Genomic DNA, 16,353 nt, shown 5'->3' with positions numbered 1-16,353 from the left:
TTTCTTAACGGCGAGCCATCATTTCGTCGACGATCTCACCCAGACGCTGAAGTTTTGGTACGGAAATATCACGCAGCATCAGCTCGGTATCCGGCAGGCCAATCACCGATGACCAGACGGCGCGACCGGCTAAAAAGCCCGATGCCCCAGCCTGCATCGCCACGCTCACGGCGCGCGGAAACAGCTTATCGTCCACACCGGAGGAGAGGATCACCCACGGCATGGCGATGTTCTCGTTCAGCTTCTGCGAGGCCGTCAGCAGTTCCTGCTGGGTGCCCTTACCAAACAGCGGCATCTCCACCTTGTAGAGGTCGGCACCGCTGTCGCCCAGCTCTTTAGCCGCATCGATAATCGCCTGTTCGCGGTTAAATTCGGCTCCACGACGCGGAGGACGCACCACAGGCTCGATAATGCTCAGCAGCCCGTTGTCGTGGCACAGCGTATTGAACGCTTTCACCATCTCCAGGCGCTGCTGCGGATCTTCATCGCTACGCCACAGCACCAGCAGCTTCAGCGCCTTGCCGCCGTCGCGTTTGACCGCCTGGGTGTCGATGCTTTTGTCGATCACCACGCTGTCGACCGGAATACCGTTCCCCGGAATAAACTCGTCGGCCGCCACAATCATCGCGCAGCTGTTGGCTACGGCCTGCTGCTCCACAATCTGGCGATAGCAGAACTGCTGGTCGACGAGAATGGCAGAGGCGTACGGCGACAGAATCTTCGCCGCGTTGACCTTAAAATCCGTCAGGTGCTGGTCGGTTACCGGCACCGGCGCGCCTGCGGCGGCAAACATCAGGCGCATCGCTTCGCGCTGATCCACGGCCAGCATTGCAAAACCGCCGGAAGGTCGGGTGATATCTTTCAGGGTGTACATCGTCATTCCTCAGTCCTTTCGTATCAGTGTGATTTTTTCAGCCCGGCAGATGCGCGAACCTGTTCTAGAATGGCCGTCCAGTCTTCGCGCCCGCGCCCGGCGGCGCGTGCCTGGTTGTAAACTTCGCGGGACGCCGCGCCCAGCGGCATCGGAACGTGGAGCTGGTTAGCCACGTCCAGGGCGATTCCCAGATCTTTATGCGCAAGGTCGATCATGAAGGCGGGTGAAAGATCGCCTTTCAACACCTTGTTCGGCCATGAGGTGGTGAAGTGGCCTTTACCCGCCGGCGTGCCGTTCATCACCTTCAGCGCCACGTCAAAGGAGAGGCCAAGCGCTTCACACAGCACGGCCGCCTCGGCGGAAAGCGCGTTCAGGGCGATGCTCATGTAGTTATTGATGAGCTTCACGCGGATGCCCATGCCTGGCCCGCCGGCGTTAATCAGCTCATTGCCCATCGCCATTAAGACGGGGGTGGCGCGTTCCACCTGCTGCGCGGTGCCGCCCGCCAGCAGGAGCAGCGTGCCGGCGATGGCATGGTCAGACGTGCGTCCCACGGGCACGTCCATCAGGCTGAAGCCGCGTTCAGCCATATCGCGGATCAGCGCGTCGGTTTGCAGCGGGTGGATGGTGGACATATCAATCACCAGCGCGTCGCGGGATAACCCTTCGCACACGCCGTGCTCGCCGAACAGCACGCTGCGCACCAGGTCGCCGTTTGGCAGCATGGTAATGACGAATTCGGCGTCCGTTGCGGCCTGAGCAGGCGTAGCCGCCGCCCGTGCGCCGCTCTCTTCCAGCGCCTGAACCGCCTGCGGGTTCACGTCAAACACGTTAAGCTGGTGGCCTTGCTTTAACAGATTCTTCGCCATTGGCGCGCCCATCTGCCCTAAACCGATAAATGCGATTGCTGACATGCCTCTCTCCTGTCACATCGTGTCAATTTCTGCGCGTTTGTGTTGTCTGTTTTTGATCGTATTTGTAATTTATAGTCAAAAAATTGACACGGGTCACTTTTTAAACATTTGGTGAAATTAAAATGAAGGCATCAGAAATCGCAGAAGGAATCACCATGACTCGCATCGTTTGTGTCGGCATTACCGTGCTGGATCGCATCTGGTATCTCGATGATTTACCTAAGGAAGGAGGGAAATATGTCGCAAAAGACTATACGGAAGTGGGCGGCGGCCCGGCGGCCACGGCGGCGGTGGCCGCGGCAAAACTGGGTGCGGAAGTGGATTTTATTGGCCGGGTGGGGGACGACGATACCGGCAGACGGCTGCTCGCGGAGCTGGAATCCCTGGGGGTGAACACCCGCTATACACGCGTGTTTAAAGGTGCCCGCTCGTCACAATCCGCGGTGCTGGTGGACGCAGGCGGAGAACGAGTGATTGCCAACTACCCCAGCCCCGATCTGCCCGCCGAGGCAGGCTGGCTGCATGAAATCGACTTCTCGCAATGGGATATCGTGTTAGCAGACGTGCGCTGGCATGACGGGGCAAAACAGGCGTTTACCCTGGCCCGTCAGCAGGGCGTTCCTACTTTGCTTGATGCCGACGTTACCCCGCAGGACATCGCGGAGCTGATAGCCTTAAGCGACCACGCGGCCTTCTCCGCGCCGGGCCTGCGGCGACTAACTCAGTTGGATAAAGCAGAAGATGCCCTTAAAAAAGCACAAACGCTCACAAATGGACATGTGTATGTCACTCAGGGGCGAGACGGCTGCTACTGGCTGGAAAACGGCGCCTTGTGTCATCAATCCGGCTTTGAGGTGAACGTGGTGGATACCACCGGCGCGGGCGACGTTTTCCACGGCGCGCTGGCGTTCAGCCTGGGACAGCAATCCACCGCCGCAGACGCCGTGCGTTTTGCCAGCGCCGTCGCAGCGCTGAAATGCACAAAGCCCGGCGGGCGCGCAGGTATACCCGACTGTGATCAAACCCGCTCTTTTTTGTCACTTTTTGTATAAAATGCGGGGCGTGATGGTTTTCAGAGGACAGCCCATGAGCCTTACCGAACTGACCGGCAACCCGCGTCACGATCAGCTGCTGACGCTGATTGCCGATCGTGGCTATATGAACATTGATGAACTGGCGCAGCTGCTGGACGTGTCGACGCAAACGGTGCGCCGGGATATCCGTAAGCTCAGCGAGCAGGGGCTGATTACGCGTCATCATGGCGGCGCGGGCAGGGCGTCCAGCGTGGTAAACACGGCGTTCGAACAGCGCGAAGTGTCGCTGACCGAAGAGAAGCGGGCGATTGCCGAAGCCATTGCGGACTATATTCCCGATGGCTCGACCATCTTTATTACTATCGGGACCACCGTGGAGCACGTTGCCCGGGCGCTGCTTAACCATAATCATCTGCGCATCATCACCAACAGCCTGCGGGTGGCGCATATTTTGTATAAGAATCCGCGCTTTGAAGTGATGGTGCCGGGCGGCACGCTGCGTCCGCACAACGGCGGCATTATCGGCCCGGCAGCGACGGCGTTTGTGTCGGGCTTCCGGGCGGACTACCTTGTGACCAGTGTCGGGGCGATTGAACACGACGGCGCGATGATGGAATTTGACGTCAACGAAGCCAGCGTGGTGAAAACCATGATTGCCCACTCCCGCCACATTTTACTGGCGGCCGATCATACGAAATTTAACGCATCCGCCGCGGTGGAAATTGGCAACGTGGCGCAGACAACGGCTCTTTTCACCGATGAGATGCCCGGCTCGGCGCTGCAAAATCATCTGAAATCCAGCAAGGTTGAAACGGTGCTGGCCTGTACCAGCGATGATATCGCCTGAAGCAAAAAGCCGCTGATTTCTCAGCGGCTTTTTTGTTATTTGAAGCTGTATTTTACCCCCAGCATTCCCTGCGTATCGCTGTAGCCTTTATCGCCAATCTGCTGTGCCACATTGCCCCAGACGCTAAGCTGCGGGGTAATCTGCCCCTCTACGCCCGTCTTTAACTCACCAATATTGCGCGTACCGCGCATCTCATTGCTGACGTCATCCATGCGGATGCGCGTGGTCTGGGTATTGTGGATCCAGTTCGCTTCAATAAACGGCTGGAAGGTGCGTGATTTAGCGTCATCCATCGCGTTATGTCCGCTGATATAGGCCTTCACGCCGAGACGCGTCATCAGGTTGCCCTGGGTTTCGTCTTTCACCCGCGTGCCGTTACGCTCGCGATGGTCGTCAGCCTGCACGTCCATCCAAACGGCCTGCGCCTTCGGCTGGATCCAGTAGCTGTTGCGGCCGCTTTCACCCACCTTAACGCTATAGCCCGCTTCGACAGAGGCGGTTATGCCGCTGGAGCGATAACGCTCGGTCGCCTGGTCCTGCCCCATCACCTTATTGTCAAACCAGTTATACAGCACCCAGCTATCAACGTAGGTGCCGCTTTTATCGGCTTCGTTTGCGTACCAGGTACCGTACAGACCTGCGCTATAGCCATTCACTTCGCCACGTGAGTGGTATCCGGTCAGGCTGGAAGCGCTCCGGCTCTGGCTGTTACCGTAGCCCGCCATCAGGCCAAGATGCCAGCGGTCCAGGCCATCTGTGCTCCATTGGGCGATATCGCCACCCAACTGCAGTACGTAACGGTTGGCTGTCGTTTTTAGCTGGCCGCTGCCGTCGTTGAAACGCGCATGCCCGCCGACGTTTCGCATCCAAAGGCTCGTCACTTTTTGCTCGCCGGTGAGCATGTCGGTGTACTGCGTTTCACCCAGACGATCGTGCAGGCGGGTCATAAACAGCGTATTTGCCGCATAGCTGTTTGCCTGATAGCTGCCAAATTCTGGGCGATACTGATGCTCGCTTTTCGGCGGCGCAGGTGGCGGTACCGGTTCTTGCGGCGGAATCACCGGGTCGACGGGCGGATCTACCGGGACGACAGGCGGGTCGACAGGGTCAACAGGTGGATCCACCGGGTCAACAGGCGGGTCGACGGGGTCGACCGGTGGGTCTACCGGGTCAACAGGAGGGTCTACCGGGTCAACAGGAGGGTCTACCGGGTCAACAGGAGGGTCTACCGGGTCGATCGGTGGGTCAACGGGTTCAGCCAGGCTGGTCAGAAACCAGTTCTTACCTTTCTGCACAACGTTATAGTCATAACCCCCCGCTACGATACGGCTGGCCTTCTCAAACGTTCCCTCCGAGTTGCCGCCAACGCTGACTATTTCAATCCCTTCAACGGTTTGTGCGCCTGCACCACCAATGTTGTTTACGTCAACCGCGGTACGACCGGATGTGTTTCCTTCAACAATCAGCCTGTCAGTTTCAGAGGTATCGTCAGACAGCACGGTATTGAAAACCAGCTTGCCGCCGTTGCCTGTGTAATCCTCGTTGATGGTCAGGGTTTGCCAGGCCGCGTCCTCAGCATGCTGGAAATTTATCGTGCCGCCCGCGTTCAGGGTCAGGCTGGTCAGCGTTGAGCTGTCACGCATATTCCAGACGGCATCATTCATCGTAAGCGCGAGAGTACCGGTCCCGGCAGCGTTGCTTTCTATGTACGATGCTCCGTTCCACAGCGAGCTGTTACCCATTGTCAGCGTAATGGTACTGTTTTGTGCCGGAAGGGCACTGTTGGCCGCGACGCCACCTGCGGCGAGGATATCGCCGTTAAGGAGGAATTTTCCTCCTGCAGAGGCATCAATAATTCCGCCATTGCTGGCGTTCAGGGCATAGCTACCCTGCTCGCGCTGGCCTGCGGTGGTAATGGTTGCCCCACCGTCGAGCGTTATTACGCCGCGTGACCAGGCATACATCCCGTGCGGCGCCTGGGCGGAGCTGCTGGTTTTCTCGCTGCTGTTGACCGCAATGGTGATGTTATCTCCCACATTTACCGCTGCTGTATAAGCGTAGATGCCATGCGCGCTGGCACCGTTGGTGGTGATGGTCGCGCCTTCATCAAGGGTGATGGTTGACGAGCCGGTAGAGTACACGCCGGAGGCATTGGCTGCGTCGGTGGTAATGGTCGCTTTTTTTCCCAGCTCGATTCTGGAGGCAGAACCCGCATACAGGCCGTAGGCCGAAGTGCCATACGTTTCGATGGTGGCCTCATCCCCCAGACGGACGGATGAGCCGCTCTGGTTGGTACGAATCCCCTCGGCGTAGGTACCCCGCGTCACAATATGCGCACGATCGCCGACAACAATGTTATTTTTGGCCTTCGAGGCATCATTCAGTGCATAGGCGCTAATACCGCGACCGGTACTGCCGGTGGTTTCGATATAGAGATCGTCACCCACATAAATATTGGCGGAGCCGAGAGAACCCTGGCTGAAGGAGCTGTACCCGGCATTGATGCCATCGCCGCTTTGGCCATTAACGTAAATGTGGGTGCGGTCGCCGGTAATGATAAACACCGGGTTATTCGGCGTGTTCATACCGTGGGTACGAATACCGTCGACATCTTTACCGTTATTGGCAGCCACTTTTGACTGGGTACGAATAGTCAGGTCGTCACCAAATATCACCCCCGGGCTGCCGGACGTGGAGTTCTGAATAACGGTCACGGAGTGCTCAAAGGCTTCCGCCCCCGGCCCTTCGAGAGTGATCCCATCCCCGTAGACTGGAATATTGCCAGGGCTGTACTGGTAGACATAGTTAGGATTGCTGGTATTTTTGCTAAAGTTCGCGTTTGCCGTTGCAGGAATCAGCGCCTGTATTTCCGCAGGCAAATCCGTTACTGCTCCGGTGGCTGGTAAATTAGCAAAATCGATAACTGCAGCATTCGCGGTAAATAGCGCTGACGATAGTGCCAGCGAAATCGCAACGGCGACAGGTGAATGTTTCAATAAATATGGCATAACTGCCCCCTTTCTTTCAGGCGTAAAACATCCTCCACACCATTAAATGTGGGTATGTTAAGAAGTTGAAATTACAAAATAGAAACGAGTATTTTATGAATGCTGGTACCTAACTTCCTCTCTAATCGTATTTTATGAACGTAAATTTTTTTCACATCAACGCTGGTTGTTTTTATTATCTCCCGGAGACACACCCCTGAAATAAGTCTGTTAAGTAAAGTGAATTCAACAGTGTTCAGGGTATTACCACGCCGGCTGCTCACTCGCCTGCCGGAAAAAAGATGGTTAATTTTTTCCTGCAATATAGCGTCATCGTCATCTGAATAAATAATTCCCTTTATTTCACTGTGGTGAGCGAAAAAGTAGTGAGCCAACGCCTCCAGTTTACGGTCCGCGATAAGCACGATGTGCATGTTGGTCATCGCCAGATGTTCAATCCATTGCGGATCGACAAGCAGGCGCAGGTTATACATCGAAAAATCTACAAAAATAAATCCGCGTAATAAATGATTCTTGTTTCCAGACAATATTTTATTTTCTACTGCAAGTTGCAGGAAATGATTTCCCACCGGCCAAACTGCGAAGGAGGCGCTGCCACAGTATTGTGAGCGCACCGTGTTATCCGGAAATAACTGACAGGACAATTCGCAGCTTATACAGCGGACAACCTTTTGCGACGATGTTATCATCCAGTCCACTCCTGTCTTATTTTCATTATCAATATTTCACTGCCTTTCAAATGTGTCAATCTTGAAACATATCCAGCGTTTCTGTCGTATTTATGAGAAATAATGCCAGAGAAAATAAATTCCTGGCTGTCTCTATTCTTGCAGGCCGCAGACATAGCGACAGAACATTGATTGCCAGACCTTACCCAGGAATATTCATCAATCCACTAAGATTATTCGGCAAAAACAACCCCGGAAGTAAATTGACGAAATAGCACTAATAGCTAAAGAATCGTCACCTCGATCTGCCTGAACGTCAGTCTTTTCTCAACGTGTGGCTCAATATAATTATTTGACCTGGTGAAGTGTAATGAAATCTCATTATGTCCTTTTAGCTGAGGCTCACCTAAGAAAACCGACTTGTAATCAATTGAAAAATAATGCGATGTTTCTAATCTTAGGTACGGGTGTGTCGCGCTCTAATCCTTCTGACCTATACTGTTGTTAAATATACGTATGTTTTTTGGGTTTGTGGGGTTAAATATTGTTATTGCAGAGGAAGGTAAAATTGTATCTTATTAACAAGCTGGTCGAGTATGACCCCGAAAACAAAACCCTGGCGAATCATATTACCGGGCGCACGATACATTTGCAGCTTCCTGCCAATCTCTGCTTTCTTTATCTCGTTACCCATCCTGGCGAAATAATTTCGCAAAATCAGTTAATGGTGGTGGGATGGGGTGAGCGTAATGATGTCACCACACCGAATACCTTTTACCAGGCCATTTTGACATTGCGCAATGCGCTGGCTGAAGTGGGGTTACCGCGCGATACGGTAAAAACGATTTCGCGTCGCGGGCTGACGCTTTCCGAAGCCACCCAGGTTGAAGTATTTACCCCAACCGCCGAGCCGGTAATTGCCAGTGAAGACGCGGCAATAGCCGAAGGCACCGCGATGAAGAAGCCGGCGTGGTTAATAATAGCCACCGCTACGCTTTTTCTGATCGCGCTTATTAACGGGGTCATATTATATAAACATCACCAAAACATGCCGTTTAGTCACTACATTCCACTTTCAATGGGCAGCACGACCAACGCCTGCCAACTCTTTTATGCACCTAATGAACATATGCAGGACCATTACCTTCGCTTGTTAAAAAATTATCCCAGCCTGTGTGCCGGAAACCGATACGTTTTTCTCATCGGCTATAGTAAAACGGAGCGAATCGCGGCGTTTGTCTGTAATAACGATGCGCGACATGACGCGGCAGCGTTATGTACCACGCATTATTTTTGGGCGCATGAGCAATGATGACACTCGGGAATCGTATTATTTTGCTGGCGGCGTTGCTGGGGGCTGCTGTTACCAGCGGCTGGCTAGCGTATTCGCATTTTTCGAGTGCGCCGATACGCTGTACAGGTGATGTGGAGTGGACGATTGGAAAAAACCGATTTGTAGGAACGGTTTCATGGCGAATGCAGCATCGGGAAGGGACCGCTGTCATTAACGGTAAACTGTTTGGTCACGTGGTTTCTGAAGTCAACCGCACCATCTATTTCCACTACAGCGATCACCAGAACGCGCGCGTATTAAATAACGATCGTATTGTTAAAACCTTCGCCGATAGTGCGGATGAGGCTGATATCAATGCAACGCTACCGGGTTTTTATCGCACGCCGGGAAGAGATCTGAGCCTGATGATTGATGAGTACCATGGAGCGTGGCTTTTTGCCGCGTCAAACGTCCCTTCGCTGTACTGCCGTAAAAACGCGCCGTAAAAATCAATCGCACACCTTAGACGGCACGCATAGTCAAATCTCGTGATTCCCGCTACAGTTATCTCTCCACGGCGAAAGGAGATAAACATGCTTTATATCTTTGACTTAGGAAACGTAATCGTCGATATCGATTTTAACCGGGTGCTGGGTGCCTGGAGCGACTTTAGCCGTGTGCCGCTGGCGACGTTAAAGCAGGATTTCGCGATGGGTGAGACCTTCCATCAGCATGAGCGCGGCGAGATTAGCGATGAAGAGTTTGCTGAACGCTTCTGCCAGGAGATGGGGCTTTCGTTAAGCTATGAACAATTTTCTCACGGCTGGCAGGCGGTATTCGTCGCGATCCGTCCGGAAGTGATCGACATTATGCACAAACTGCGCGAGCAGGGGCACCGGGTGGTCGTGCTGTCTAACACCAACCGTCTGCACACGACCTTCTGGCCAGAGGAATATCCCGAAGTTAAGGCGGCGGCAGATAAGATCTATCTTTCGCAAGAGATGGGTATGCGTAAGCCTGAAGCGCGAATTTATCAGGCTGTTTTGCAGGCAGAGGGATTCACCGCGGCCGATGCGGTCTTTTTCGATGACAACGCCGATAATATAGAGGGAGCTAACCAGTTGGGTATCACGTCAATTCTGGTGACCGGAAAAGAGACGATACCGAACTACTTTGCGAAGCAGTTATGCTAAAAACCGTTCATCAAAAAGCCACGCATCATACTCGCCCGCTGAGGGCCTGGCTGAAGTTGCTCTGGCACCGCATTGATGAGGACAACATGACCACGCTGGCGGGTAACCTCGCCTACGTGTCGTTGCTCTCATTAGTGCCGCTGGTGGCGGTTATCTTTGCGCTCTTTTCCGCTTTCCCGATGTTCGCGGACGTTAGCCTGCAGCTTCGCCATTTCGTCTTCGCGAACTTCATCCCGGCCACCGGGGATGTTATCCAGAACTACATCGAGCAGTTTGTTGCCAACTCCAGCAAAATGACGGCGGTGGGGGCGTGCGGCCTTATCGTCACCGCGCTGCTGCTGATGTACTCTATCGACAGCGCGCTTAACACCATCTGGCGAAGCAAAAAAATCCGTCCTAAGGTCTATTCCTTTGCCGTCTACTGGATGATTTTAACGCTGGGGCCGTTGCTGGCTGGGGCGAGTCTGGCAATCAGTTCGTATCTTCTCTCCTTGCGCTGGGCGAGTGATTTAAACAGCGTGATTGATAACGTGCTGCGTATTTTTCCGCTGATCCTGTCCTGGCTCTCGTTCTGGCTGCTCTATAGCGTTGTACCGACCACGCGCGTGCCTAACCGCGATGCGGTAGTTGGGGCGCTGGTGGCGGCAGTGCTTTTTGAACTGGGTAAAAAAGGGTTTGCCCTTTACATCACCATGTTCCCGTCTTATCAGCTGATTTACGGCGTGCTGGCGGTGATCCCCATTTTATTTGTCTGGGTTTACTGGACCTGGTGTATCGTCTTGCTTGGCGCCGAAATAACTGTCACTCTCGGCGTATACCGCGAACTTAAAAAAGCAGCAGAAGCTGAAAAACAATTAGAAGCAGACCAACCATGATTGCATTGATACAGCGCGTAACCCGTGCCAGCGTCACCGTGGAGGGAGAGGTGACGGGTGAAATTGGCCCAGGACTTTTGGTGTTGTTAGGTGTCGAAAAGGATGATGACGAACAAAAAGCGAACCGCTTATGCGAGCGCGTGCTGGGCTACCGCATATTCAGCGATGCGGAAGGCAAGATGAATCTGAACGTCCAGCAGGCGGGCGGCAGCGTGCTGGTGGTTTCCCAGTTTACGCTGGCAGCGGATACCGAGCGCGGCATGCGCCCGAGTTTCTCTAAAGGCGCCGCGCCGGATCGTGCAGAAGCACTTTACGAATACTTTGTTGAGCGTTGTCGCCAACAGGAAATGAATACGCAAACCGGACGATTCGCTGCAGATATGCAGGTCTCGCTGGTGAACGATGGCCCCGTCACATTCTGGCTCCAGGTATGAGCCAACTGGCGGCGTGGCCGCGGGTAACAAGAGAGAGTACAGCTATGTATCACCTTCGAGTACCGCAAACGGAAGAAGAGTTAGAAGCGTATTACCAGTTCCGCTGGGAAATGCTGCGCAAGCCACTGCATCAGCCAAAAGGATCTGAACGCGACGCCTGGGATGCGATGGCCCATCATCAGATGGTGATGGACGAAGAGGGCAACCTCGTCGCCGTCGGGCGACTGTATATCAACGCTGATAACGAAGCGTCGATTCGTTTTATGGCGGTTCACCCTTCCGTGCAGGATAAAGGGCTGGGGACGCTAATGGCGATGACGCTGGAGTCCGTCGCCCGTCAGGAAGGCGTTAAGCGCGTCACCTGTAGCGCCCGGGAAGATGCCGTGGAGTTTTTTGCCAAACTCGGTTTTGTTAACCAGGGTGAAATCACCGCCCCGCAAACCACGCCGATTCGCCACTTTTTGATGATCAAACCCATCGCCACGCTGGACGATATTCTTCATCGCGCGGACTGGTGCGGGCAGCTGCAGCAGGCCTGGTATGAACACATCCCTCTGAGTGAAAAGATGGGCGTGCGCATTCAGCAGTACACCGGGCAAAAATTCATTACCACCATGCCGGAAACCGGCAATCAGAACCCTCACCACACCCTGTTTGCCGGCAGCCTGTTTTCCCTGGCGACGCTCACCGGCTGGGGGCTGATCTGGCTAATGCTGCGCGAGCGGCATCTTGGCGGCACCATTATTCTGGCCGATGCCCACATCCGCTACAGTGCGCCTATCAGCGGCAAGCCGAGCGCGGTGGCGGACCTTGGCGCGCTGGGCGGCGATCTCGATCGTCTGGCACGTGGCCGCAAAGCGCGCGTGCAAATGCAAGTTGAGCTGTTCGGCGATGAAACGCCGGGCGCGGTGTTTGAAGGCACCTATATCGTTCTTCCTGCGAAGCCGTATGGCGCTTATGAAGAGGGCGGGAACGAGGAGGAGTAGTCTCCTTCTCACTCTCGCCCGTCATGGTTAATGCGCCAGGCAATATCTCGCATAACGTCTCGCGCTGACTGGCTAATTCCACCCAACTGAAAGAAGCCGTGTATTACACCCCGCCATCGTTGAGCGGTACACTTCACGCCTTGCTCCGTGAGGCGCTGACAAAGCGCCTCGCCTTCGTCGCGTAACGGATCATACTCAGCGGTAACAATGTGGACCTTTGGCAGACCGCTAAAGTCGTTGCGCCACAGCGGGCTGACTTCAGGATGCTGACGGTCGGCTCCAGCCAGATACATTTCATAGCCGCTCAAAAGGGTATCGCGAGTAATCACGTAATCCATGCCATTGAGGGTATAGCTTTCAAAACTGGCCGTAGCGTCGAGCATGGGGTAGATAAGAATGAGCTGTGCGGGATCCCAGAGACCTTTGGCCTTAAGCCGCAATGATGTTACCAGCGCAAGATGGCCTCCCGCGCTGTCTCCACAAAGTGTAATCCGGTTTTTATCCACACCTAATTGTTCTGCATTTTGCCAGACAAGATCTGCCGCTCTCTCTGCATCGTCATGCGCAGCCGGGAAGGTATGCTCGGGTGCGAGTCTGTACTGAACCGCAATGACCCGACAGTTACCGTAAAACGCCAGTTGGCGAAGCTGATTATCATGGGTTTCAAACCCACCGCTGACAAAACAACCGCCATGATAGTAGAGGGCACAAGGTAACGTTTCAGGGGCATTGACAGGCGAAAATACCCGAAAGGTCAAATCCTCAAGAACTAGCGTTTCAACCTGGACACGAGTTTCTTTTTCCCCGGCCAGCGCTGTGCTGGCGACATATCCGCTTCTCCGGTCATCAATACTCTGCTTTCGCGAGGAAGGTCGTCCTGCGGCAATAAACTCCTGTACCAGCTTATCAATACCCTTCTCCAGAGCCATGGTTACGTCCTTTTACTGTGCGTTTATACAGTTTATAGCCTGGTTTACAGCAGATGAAAACAGAGAAATGTTGAGAGGTGCATATTGTGGAAATCGGCTCGCAAAATCGATCATTCCCTAAAAAACGTCCTTTCACCCTAAATTGATAAAGAGTATTTTGCCTGAAAATTAACCAATGATGATATACTAAGGTGATATATGAGCGTTTTGGCGGAACTTGATATGGGCAGAATACTTATCGATTTGTCTGATGACGTGATTCAACGTTTGGATAACCTCAAGCAATTGCGAAATCAACCACGTGCTGAACTGCTTCGCGAAGCGATTGAGCTGTATCTCGACCAGCAGAGTTCTTCTGTTATCCGAAATGCGCTTGGTCTGTGGGGAGACAGAAAAGAGGACGGGCTTGAGTATGAACGCAAGCTGCGTGAGGAGTGGTAATCATGGAGCACATGGCAGTGTTTGATACCAATATTCTCATTGATCTTTTCAACAACCGTGTTGAAGCTGCGGATGCGATTGAGCATACCGCGTCGCATCGTGCCATCAGCTTAATTACCTGGATGGAAGTGATGGTGGGCGCTCGCAGGCATGGTCATGAAGCGAAAACGGCAGCCGTGATGGGCGCTTTTGAAATTATTGATGTGTCTCGGGATATCGCGGAAAGAAGCGTTTTACTACGTGAGAAGCATGGAATGAAACTGCCTGATGCTATCATCCTGGCTACAGCGCAGAGCAGAAAATGTCCGTTGATTTCTCGCAACACGAAAGTTTTTGCGGGTATTGACGAGGTCCTTACGCCTTACCAGGTGTAGGCCGGGCAAGCTCGCGCCGCCCGGCACTCTCACGGAGATTACTCCCCTTCGCCCGGGAACAGGAACGGGTTGATCGAGCTGCGGGCAAAGCCCTCCTGCTCCATCTTCGCATCCAGAATCAGCGAGGCGAGATCGTCGGCCACCGCTTCGACTTTCGGGTCTTTTTCCTGATACAGGATCTTCAGGTAGGTTCCGCAGTCGCCGCAGCTTTCGGCTTTCACCGCCGCGTCTTCATTTTCCAGCGACCAGTAGTTGAGATCGCGAGTCTGCTCGCAGTTGCTGCACTTCACGCGCACCACGTGCCACTCGGTTTCACACAGGTTGCAGTGCAGGTAGCGCAGCCCCTGCGTGGTCCCAATCTGCACCATGCTGGAGACCGGCATTGAGCCGCAGACCGGGCAGAACTGGCGCGCTTCGCCGTATTCGGCGCGGGCTTTGCCCGGGATCAGGCTCGCCATTTGCGCCCAGTAGAGCGACAGCGCAGCCCAGATAAACGGCGCTTTATCGCTGCTGACCAGCGAGAAGTCGGATGCAAACAGCGCGCTCGCCATCTCTTCCAGCTCCAGGTCAGAGGCTTTTTCCAGATTCTCGATGACCGCCAGCGCGGTGCCGCTCATCTCCGGCTTCAGCTCGGCAATCAGCGAATGAAGCAGCTTATGCCAGTGCTTGTCGCGCGGCAGGACGTGAATATCCAGCGGCGGCTTGCCCTGCTCGTTAGCTTCTTTAATGCGCGCGGTCAGGTCCATTTGCAGCGGGTGGTCGTACAGCACCACCTCCTGTGCATGGGCGACCAGCGCGGCAAAACGCAGAAAATCGCCCAGAGGGTTGTTCTCTGCCAGCTCGCGCAGACGCTCTGCGCGGCGGTTGTAGAGGTTCTTGAGTCTGGGGAATAACAACGGCGGAATATACTCCGCCGTACGTTTCTCGCTCGACCCCAGCTCATCTTGCGGGATTATGCGAATACTCATTCAGATGACTTTTCCTGTTTCTGGCGGACTTCACGGTACCAGCGCGGGTGATGTTTCTTCGCCCACGTTTTGGTTACCCATCCTTCCACCATCGCGGTAATGGTGCCTTTCACCCAGAGGGCGGCGTAAATATGCACCATGATAACCACAATTAACGCCACTGCGGCAAATGAATGCAGCATTAGCGCAAATCGGATCACCGGGATTGAGAAAGCAGGCGCAAAGTACGGACGCCAGATGATCACGCCGCTCACCAGCAACAGGACCAGGAAGATAATCGCCGCCCAGAATACGCATTTCTGGCCGAAGTTATAACGCCCGGTATCACCTACTTCCTCGTTGACGACGATCTTACGAATATTCTTCGCCCAAAAGATATCATCCCGATTGATTAGGTTATGGTGCCAGTAGCGGAAAAACATGATGATAAACGAGGCAAACATCACCACACCCACGAACGGGTGAAGGATGCGCGCCAGCTGCGGCGTGCCCAGGATCTGCATCAGCCAGTTGAAGGAGGGGAAGAAGAACCCCAGCCCGCTTATCGCCGCCAGCATGAAGCAGAAGGCGGTGACCCAGTGGTTGATGCGTTCCGGCGCGGTGTAGCGCACGATGGTGTCACGTTTTCTCATTTGCGCACCTCGTCTTTCTCTTCATGCAGGTTGTCGTCTTCCTCTTCCGCACGGTTCGGACCGACGCCGACGTAGTGGAAGATGCTCGCTGCGAAGGTGGCAGCAAAGCCCACCGCGGCCAGCGGTTTCCAGATGCCTTTCCAGAACTTCACGGTGGCGCTGATTTCCGGGTTCTCTGGCAGGCCGTGATACAGGTTCGGCTTGTCGGCGTGGTGCAGGACGTACATCACGTGCGTACCGCCAACCCCGGCCGGATCGTACAGGCCCGCGTTGTCGTAACCACGGGTTTTCAACTCGCCCACGCGCTCTGCCGCCAGCGTTTTCATATCCTCTTTGGAGCCAAAGTGGATAGCGCCGGTTGGGCAGGTCTTCACGCATGCAGGCTCCTGGCCCACGTTAACGCGGTCAACGCACAGGGTACATTTGTAGACGCGGTTGTCTTCCGGGTTCATGCGCGGCACGTCGAACGGACAGCCCGCGATGCAGTAGCCGCAGCCAATGCACTGCTCGGACTGGAAGTCGACGATGCCGTTGGCATACTGAATGATAGCCCCTTCTGACGGACACGCCTTCAGGCAGCCCGGATCCGCGCAGTGCATACAGCCGTCTTTGCGGATAAGCCATTCCAGTTTGTCGTTCTGCTCCACTTCCGAGAAACGCATTACCGTCCAGGACTTTGCGGTCAGGTCTGCCGGGTTGTCGTACACCCCGACGTTATGACCCACTTCGTCACGGATGTCGTTCCACTCAGAGCAGGCCACCTGACAGGCTTTACAGCCGATACAGGTGGTCACGTCGATCAGCTTCGCCACTTCCTGCTGGTGGTCCCGCGCCTGTGGCGCGGGCGTGAAACCGTTAGTCGCGGAACGACGGATAATGTCTTGAGATTGATAAGCCATAAGT

Annotated in this window: 18 protein-coding genes; 10 read left to right on the top strand and 8 right to left on the bottom strand. The window is 54.5% G+C overall.

Annotated elements, in window-relative coordinates:
• Nucleotides 1-4: 4 nt before the first annotated feature.
• Both yihT and yihU read right to left on the bottom strand, forming a co-directional pair.
• Nucleotides 5-880 carry a sulfofructosephosphate aldolase gene (gene yihT / locus INF77_RS18535; protein ID WP_193532469.1) on the bottom strand — a complete coding sequence of 292 codons (876 nt, stop codon included), beginning with the start codon at nucleotides 878-880 and terminating at the stop codon, nucleotides 5-7.
• A gap of 17 nt (nucleotides 881-897) precedes the next feature.
• Nucleotides 898-1,788, bottom strand: coding sequence for a sulfolactaldehyde 3-reductase (yihU, locus tag INF77_RS18530; RefSeq protein WP_193532470.1), 891 nt, complete (start codon nucleotides 1,786-1,788; stop codon nucleotides 898-900).
• Nucleotides 1,789-1,943: 155 nt separating this feature from the next.
• On the opposite strand from yihU, the gene INF77_RS18525 reads away from it, so the two are divergent.
• Together INF77_RS18525 and INF77_RS18520 are read left to right on the top strand one after the other, a co-directional pair.
• On the top strand, nucleotides 1,944-2,840 hold the full coding sequence (locus tag INF77_RS18525; protein ID WP_193532471.1) for a sugar kinase: 897 nt from the start codon (nucleotides 1,944-1,946) through the stop codon (nucleotides 2,838-2,840).
• A 34-nt stretch (nucleotides 2,841-2,874) separates the two neighbouring features.
• On the top strand, nucleotides 2,875-3,669 hold the full coding sequence (locus INF77_RS18520; RefSeq protein ID WP_193532472.1) for a DeoR/GlpR family DNA-binding transcription regulator: 795 nt from the start codon (nucleotides 2,875-2,877) through the stop codon (nucleotides 3,667-3,669).
• Nucleotides 3,670-3,704: 35 nt separating this feature from the next.
• On the opposite strand, the gene INF77_RS18515 is transcribed toward INF77_RS18520, so the two are convergent.
• Complete coding sequence (locus INF77_RS18515) at nucleotides 3,705-6,677, bottom strand: autotransporter outer membrane beta-barrel domain-containing protein (RefSeq protein ID WP_193532473.1); 2,973 nt, start codon at nucleotides 6,675-6,677, stop codon at nucleotides 3,705-3,707.
• A 71-nt stretch (nucleotides 6,678-6,748) separates the two neighbouring features.
• A complete protein-coding gene (locus tag INF77_RS18510; RefSeq protein WP_048959976.1) occupies nucleotides 6,749-7,366 on the bottom strand; it encodes a transcriptional regulator in 618 nt (205 codons plus the stop codon).
• A 547-nt stretch (nucleotides 7,367-7,913) separates the two neighbouring features.
• On the opposite strand from INF77_RS18510, the gene INF77_RS18505 reads away from it, so the two are divergent.
• The 6 genes from INF77_RS18505 to fabY all read left to right on the top strand — a co-directional run bounded on the left by INF77_RS18505 (nucleotide 7,914) and on the right by fabY (nucleotide 12,106).
• A complete protein-coding gene (locus INF77_RS18505; RefSeq protein WP_048959977.1) occupies nucleotides 7,914-8,657 on the top strand; it encodes a winged helix-turn-helix domain-containing protein in 744 nt (247 codons plus the stop codon).
• Nucleotides 8,654-9,124: a hypothetical protein gene (locus INF77_RS18500; protein ID WP_193532474.1), complete on the top strand. Its 471-nt coding sequence runs from the start codon at nucleotides 8,654-8,656 to the stop codon at nucleotides 9,122-9,124. Before INF77_RS18505 ends, INF77_RS18500 begins: the two co-directional genes overlap by 4 nt.
• A gap of 87 nt (nucleotides 9,125-9,211) precedes the next feature.
• Nucleotides 9,212-9,811, top strand: a complete 600-nt coding sequence (gene yihX / locus INF77_RS18495; RefSeq protein WP_045260234.1) for a glucose-1-phosphatase — start codon at nucleotides 9,212-9,214, stop codon at nucleotides 9,809-9,811.
• The gene (locus INF77_RS18490; RefSeq protein WP_045260235.1) at nucleotides 9,805-10,686 is read left to right on the top strand and encodes a virulence factor BrkB family protein; all 882 of its coding nucleotides are present in this window, start codon (nucleotides 9,805-9,807) and stop codon (nucleotides 10,684-10,686) included. Before yihX ends, INF77_RS18490 begins: the two co-directional genes overlap by 7 nt.
• Entirely contained in the window at nucleotides 10,683-11,120 is a 438-nt protein-coding gene (gene dtd / locus INF77_RS18485) for a D-aminoacyl-tRNA deacylase (protein WP_008501836.1), read from the top strand. The genes INF77_RS18490 and dtd overlap by 4 nt, the downstream gene beginning before the upstream one ends.
• Before the next feature lie 44 nt (nucleotides 11,121-11,164).
• A complete protein-coding gene (fabY, locus tag INF77_RS18480) occupies nucleotides 11,165-12,106 on the top strand; it encodes a fatty acid biosynthesis protein FabY (RefSeq protein WP_028014875.1) in 942 nt (313 codons plus the stop codon).
• A gap of 8 nt (nucleotides 12,107-12,114) precedes the next feature.
• On the opposite strand, the gene INF77_RS18475 is transcribed toward fabY, so the two are convergent.
• The gene (locus INF77_RS18475) at nucleotides 12,115-13,035 is read right to left on the bottom strand and encodes an alpha/beta hydrolase (RefSeq protein WP_193532475.1); all 921 of its coding nucleotides are present in this window, start codon (nucleotides 13,033-13,035) and stop codon (nucleotides 12,115-12,117) included.
• A 198-nt stretch (nucleotides 13,036-13,233) separates the two neighbouring features.
• Between INF77_RS18475 and INF77_RS18470 the strand changes: the two genes are divergently transcribed.
• Together INF77_RS18470 and INF77_RS18465 are read left to right on the top strand one after the other, a co-directional pair.
• Nucleotides 13,234-13,476 (top strand): ribbon-helix-helix domain-containing protein, encoded by a 243-nt coding sequence (locus INF77_RS18470; protein WP_015569912.1) that lies wholly within the window; start codon nucleotides 13,234-13,236, stop codon nucleotides 13,474-13,476.
• The gene (locus tag INF77_RS18465; RefSeq protein WP_045260265.1) at nucleotides 13,476-13,850 is read left to right on the top strand and encodes a PIN domain-containing protein; all 375 of its coding nucleotides are present in this window, start codon (nucleotides 13,476-13,478) and stop codon (nucleotides 13,848-13,850) included. Before INF77_RS18470 ends, INF77_RS18465 begins: the two co-directional genes overlap by 1 nt.
• Before the next feature lie 38 nt (nucleotides 13,851-13,888).
• On the opposite strand, the gene fdhE is transcribed toward INF77_RS18465, so the two are convergent.
• From fdhE to fdxH, 3 genes are read right to left on the bottom strand one after another with little or no spacing between them, the layout of a single operon-like run.
• Nucleotides 13,889-14,818 carry a formate dehydrogenase accessory protein FdhE gene (gene fdhE / locus INF77_RS18460; RefSeq protein WP_028014872.1) on the bottom strand — a complete coding sequence of 310 codons (930 nt, stop codon included), beginning with the start codon at nucleotides 14,816-14,818 and terminating at the stop codon, nucleotides 13,889-13,891.
• On the bottom strand, nucleotides 14,815-15,450 hold the full coding sequence (gene fdoI / locus INF77_RS18455) for a formate dehydrogenase cytochrome b556 subunit (protein WP_015569914.1): 636 nt from the start codon (nucleotides 15,448-15,450) through the stop codon (nucleotides 14,815-14,817). Before fdoI ends, fdhE begins: the two co-directional genes overlap by 4 nt.
• Entirely contained in the window at nucleotides 15,447-16,349 is a 903-nt protein-coding gene (gene fdxH, locus INF77_RS18450) for a formate dehydrogenase subunit beta (protein ID WP_003861960.1), read from the bottom strand. Before fdxH ends, fdoI begins: the two co-directional genes overlap by 4 nt.
• Nucleotides 16,350-16,353 lie beyond the last annotated feature (4 nt).

This window comes from Enterobacter cloacae complex sp. P1B (assembly GCF_014982345.1).
Classification (GTDB): Bacteria; Pseudomonadota; Gammaproteobacteria; order Enterobacterales; family Enterobacteriaceae; genus Enterobacter; species Enterobacter bugandensis.
Note: the sequence above shows the minus strand (reverse complement) of the source record. Positions and strands in the feature narration are given on the sequence as shown.

What these genes read in the sequence shown, in the direction of transcription:
- fdoI (WP_015569914.1), bottom strand. Translation starts at nt 15,450, where the DNA reads ATGAGAAAACGTGACACCATCGTGCGCTACACCGCGCCGGAACGCATC.
- INF77_RS18515 (WP_193532473.1), bottom strand. Translation starts at nt 6,677, where the DNA reads ATGCCATATTTATTGAAACATTCACCTGTCGCCGTTGCGATTTCGCTG.
- INF77_RS18470 (WP_015569912.1), top strand. Translation starts at nt 13,234, where the DNA reads ATGAGCGTTTTGGCGGAACTTGATATGGGCAGAATACTTATCGATTTG.
- INF77_RS18520 (WP_193532472.1), top strand. Translation starts at nt 2,875, where the DNA reads ATGAGCCTTACCGAACTGACCGGCAACCCGCGTCACGATCAGCTGCTG.
- yihU (WP_193532470.1), bottom strand. Translation starts at nt 1,788, where the DNA reads ATGTCAGCAATCGCATTTATCGGTTTAGGGCAGATGGGCGCGCCAATG.
- INF77_RS18500 (WP_193532474.1), top strand. Translation starts at nt 8,654, where the DNA reads ATGATGACACTCGGGAATCGTATTATTTTGCTGGCGGCGTTGCTGGGG.
- INF77_RS18510 (WP_048959976.1), bottom strand. Translation starts at nt 7,366, where the DNA reads ATGATAACATCGTCGCAAAAGGTTGTCCGCTGTATAAGCTGCGAATTG.
- fdxH (WP_003861960.1), bottom strand. Translation starts at nt 16,349, where the DNA reads ATGGCTTATCAATCTCAAGACATTATCCGTCGTTCCGCGACTAACGGT.
- yihX (WP_045260234.1), top strand. Translation starts at nt 9,212, where the DNA reads ATGCTTTATATCTTTGACTTAGGAAACGTAATCGTCGATATCGATTTT.
- yihT (WP_193532469.1), bottom strand. Translation starts at nt 880, where the DNA reads ATGACGATGTACACCCTGAAAGATATCACCCGACCTTCCGGCGGTTTT.
- INF77_RS18475 (WP_193532475.1), bottom strand. Translation starts at nt 13,035, where the DNA reads ATGGCTCTGGAGAAGGGTATTGATAAGCTGGTACAGGAGTTTATTGCC.
- fdhE (WP_028014872.1), bottom strand. Translation starts at nt 14,818, where the DNA reads ATGAGTATTCGCATAATCCCGCAAGATGAGCTGGGGTCGAGCGAGAAA.
- INF77_RS18525 (WP_193532471.1), top strand. Translation starts at nt 1,944, where the DNA reads ATGACTCGCATCGTTTGTGTCGGCATTACCGTGCTGGATCGCATCTGG.
- fabY (WP_028014875.1), top strand. Translation starts at nt 11,165, where the DNA reads ATGTATCACCTTCGAGTACCGCAAACGGAAGAAGAGTTAGAAGCGTAT.
- dtd (WP_008501836.1), top strand. Translation starts at nt 10,683, where the DNA reads ATGATTGCATTGATACAGCGCGTAACCCGTGCCAGCGTCACCGTGGAG.
- INF77_RS18490 (WP_045260235.1), top strand. Translation starts at nt 9,805, where the DNA reads ATGCTAAAAACCGTTCATCAAAAAGCCACGCATCATACTCGCCCGCTG.